Genomic DNA, 2,631 nt, shown 5'->3' with positions numbered 1-2,631 from the left:
GCAGATAGGGGTTTCGGAATTTAATCTTGACGATGACCTACTCTCACATGGGGAAACCCCACACTACCATCGGCGATGCATCGTTTCACTGCTGAGTTCGGGATGGGATCAGGTGGTTCCAATGCTCTATGGTCGTCAAGAAATTCTGTGTACCAGACCGTCTTTCGACGCTCCAGCAAATCGGGTATGTGATAGTTGTGAGTCGCAAACTTTCGGTTCGTTTCGTCTTCACAACACCGCAATCTGGCCTTTCGACGCAAATTGCTTGGGTGTTATATGGTCAAGCCTCACGGGCAATTAGTATTGGTTAGCTCAATGCCTCACAGCACTTACACACCCAACCTATCAACGTCGTAGTCTTCGACGGCCCTTCAGGGAGCTCAAGGCTCCAGTGAGATCTCATCTTGAGGCAAGTTTCCCGCTTAGATGCTTTCAGCGGTTATCTCTTCCGAACATAGCTACCCGGCAATGCCACTGGCGTGACAACCGGAACACCAGAGGTTCGTCCACTCCGGTCCTCTCGTACTAGGAGCAGCCCCTCTCAAATCTCAAACGTCCACGGCAGATAGGGACCGAACTGTCTCACGACGTTCTAAACCCAGCTCGCGTACCACTTTAAATGGCGAACAGCCATACCCTTGGGACCGGCTTCAGCCCCAGGATGTGATGAGCCGACATCGAGGTGCCAAACACCGCCGTCGATATGAACTCTTGGGCGGTATCAGCCTGTTATCCCCGGAGTACCTTTTATCCGTTGAGCGATGGCCCTTCCATACAGAACCACCGGATCACTAAGACCTACTTTCGTACCTGCTCGACGTGTCTGTCTCGCAGTCAAGCGCGCTTTTGCCTTTATACTCTACGACCGATTTCCGACCGGTCTGAGCGCACCTTCGTACTCCTCCGTTACTCTTTAGGAGGAGACCGCCCCAGTCAAACTACCCACCATACACTGTCCTCGATCCGGATGACGGACCTGAGTTAGAACCTCAAAGTTGCCAGGGTGGTATTTCAAGGATGGCTCCACGCGAACTGGCGTCCACGCTTCAAAGCCTCCCACCTATCCTACACAAGCAAATTCAAAGTCCAGTGCAAAGCTATAGTAAAGGTTCACGGGGTCTTTCCGTCTAGCCGCGGATACACTGCATCTTCACAGCGATTTCAATTTCACTGAGTCTCGGGTGGAGACAGCGCCGCCATCGTTACGCCATTCGTGCAGGTCGGAACTTACCCGACAAGGAATTTCGCTACCTTAGGACCGTTATAGTTACGGCCGCCGTTTACCGGGGCTTCGATCAAGAGCTTCGCGTTAGCTAACCCCATCAATTAACCTTCCGGCACCGGGCAGGCGTCACACCCTATACGTCCACTTTCGTGTTTGCAGAGTGCTGTGTTTTTAATAAACAGTCGCAGCGGCCTGGTATCTTCGACCGGCATGGGCTTACGGAGCAAGTCCTTCACCCTCACCGGCGCACCTTCTCCCGAAGTTACGGTGCCATTTTGCCTAGTTCCTTCACCCGAGTTCTCTCAAGCGCCTTGGTATTCTCTACCCAACCACCTGTGTCGGTTTGGGGTACGGTTCCTGGTTATCTGAAGCTTAGAAGCTTTTCTTGGAAGCATGGCATCAACCACTTCGCGCTCTAAAGAGCACTCGTCATCAGCTCTCGGCCTTAAGATCCCGGATTTACCTAAGATCTCAGCCTACCACCTTAAACTTGGACAACCAACGCCAAGCTGGCCTAGCCTTCTCCGTCCCTCCATCGCAATAACCAGAAGTACAGGAATATTAACCTGTTTTCCATCGACTACGCTTTTCAGCCTCGCCTTAGGGACCGACTAACCCTGCGTCGATTAACGTTGCGCAGGAAACCTTGGTCTTTCGGCGTGGGAGTTTTTCACTCCCATTGTCGTTACTCATGTCAGCATTCGCACTTCTGATACCTCCAGCAAGCTTCTCAACTCACCTTCACAGGCTTACAGAACGCTCCTCTACCGCGTCACCTAAGTGACACCCGTAGCTTCGGTGCATGGTTTGAGCCCCGTTACATCTTCCGCGCAGGCCGACTCGACTAGTGAGCTATTACGCTTTCTTTAAAGGGTGGCTGCTTCTAAGCCAACCTCCTAGCTGTCTAAGCCTTCCCACATCGTTTCCCACTTAACCATGACTTTGGGACCTTAGCTGACGGTCTGGGTTGTTTCCCTTTTCACGACGGACGTTAGCACCCGCCGTGTGTCTCCCATGCTCGGCACTTGTAGGTATTCGGAGTTTGCATCGGTTTGGTAAGTCGGGATGACCCCCTAGCCGAAACAGTGCTCTACCCCCTACAGTGATACATGAGGCGCTACCTAAATAGCTTTCGAGGAGAACCAGCTATCTCCGAGCTTGATTAGCCTTTCACTCCGATCCACAGGTCATCCGCTAACTTTTCAACGGTAGTCGGTTCGGTCCTCCAGTCAGTGTTACCTAACCTTCAACCTGCCCATGGATAGATCGCCCGGTTTCGGGTCTATACCCAGCGACTAAACGCCCTATTAAGACTCGCTTTCGCTACGCCTCCCCTATTCGGTTAAGCTCGCCACTGAATATAAGTCGCTGACCCATTATACAAAAGGTACGCAGTCACCTAACAA

General features: G+C 52.2%; 2 rRNA genes. Both read right to left on the bottom strand.

What is annotated here, in order from left to right:
• Positions 1–24: 24 nt before the first annotated feature.
• Positions 25–140 (bottom strand): 5S ribosomal RNA (gene rrf, locus CYD26_RS24620).
• A 136-nt stretch (positions 141–276) separates the two neighbouring features.
• Positions 277–2,631: ribosomal RNA gene (locus tag CYD26_RS24615) — 23S ribosomal RNA — on the bottom strand; the annotation flags it as partial.

The sequence above is a fragment of the Pseudomonas sp. FFUP_PS_473 genome (genome assembly GCF_002858665.1).
In the GTDB taxonomy this organism is placed as follows: Bacteria; Pseudomonadota; Gammaproteobacteria; order Pseudomonadales; family Pseudomonadaceae; genus Aquipseudomonas; species Aquipseudomonas defluvii.
The sequence above is the reverse complement of the archived record's forward strand: the minus strand, read 5'-3'. Positions and strand labels throughout refer to the sequence as shown.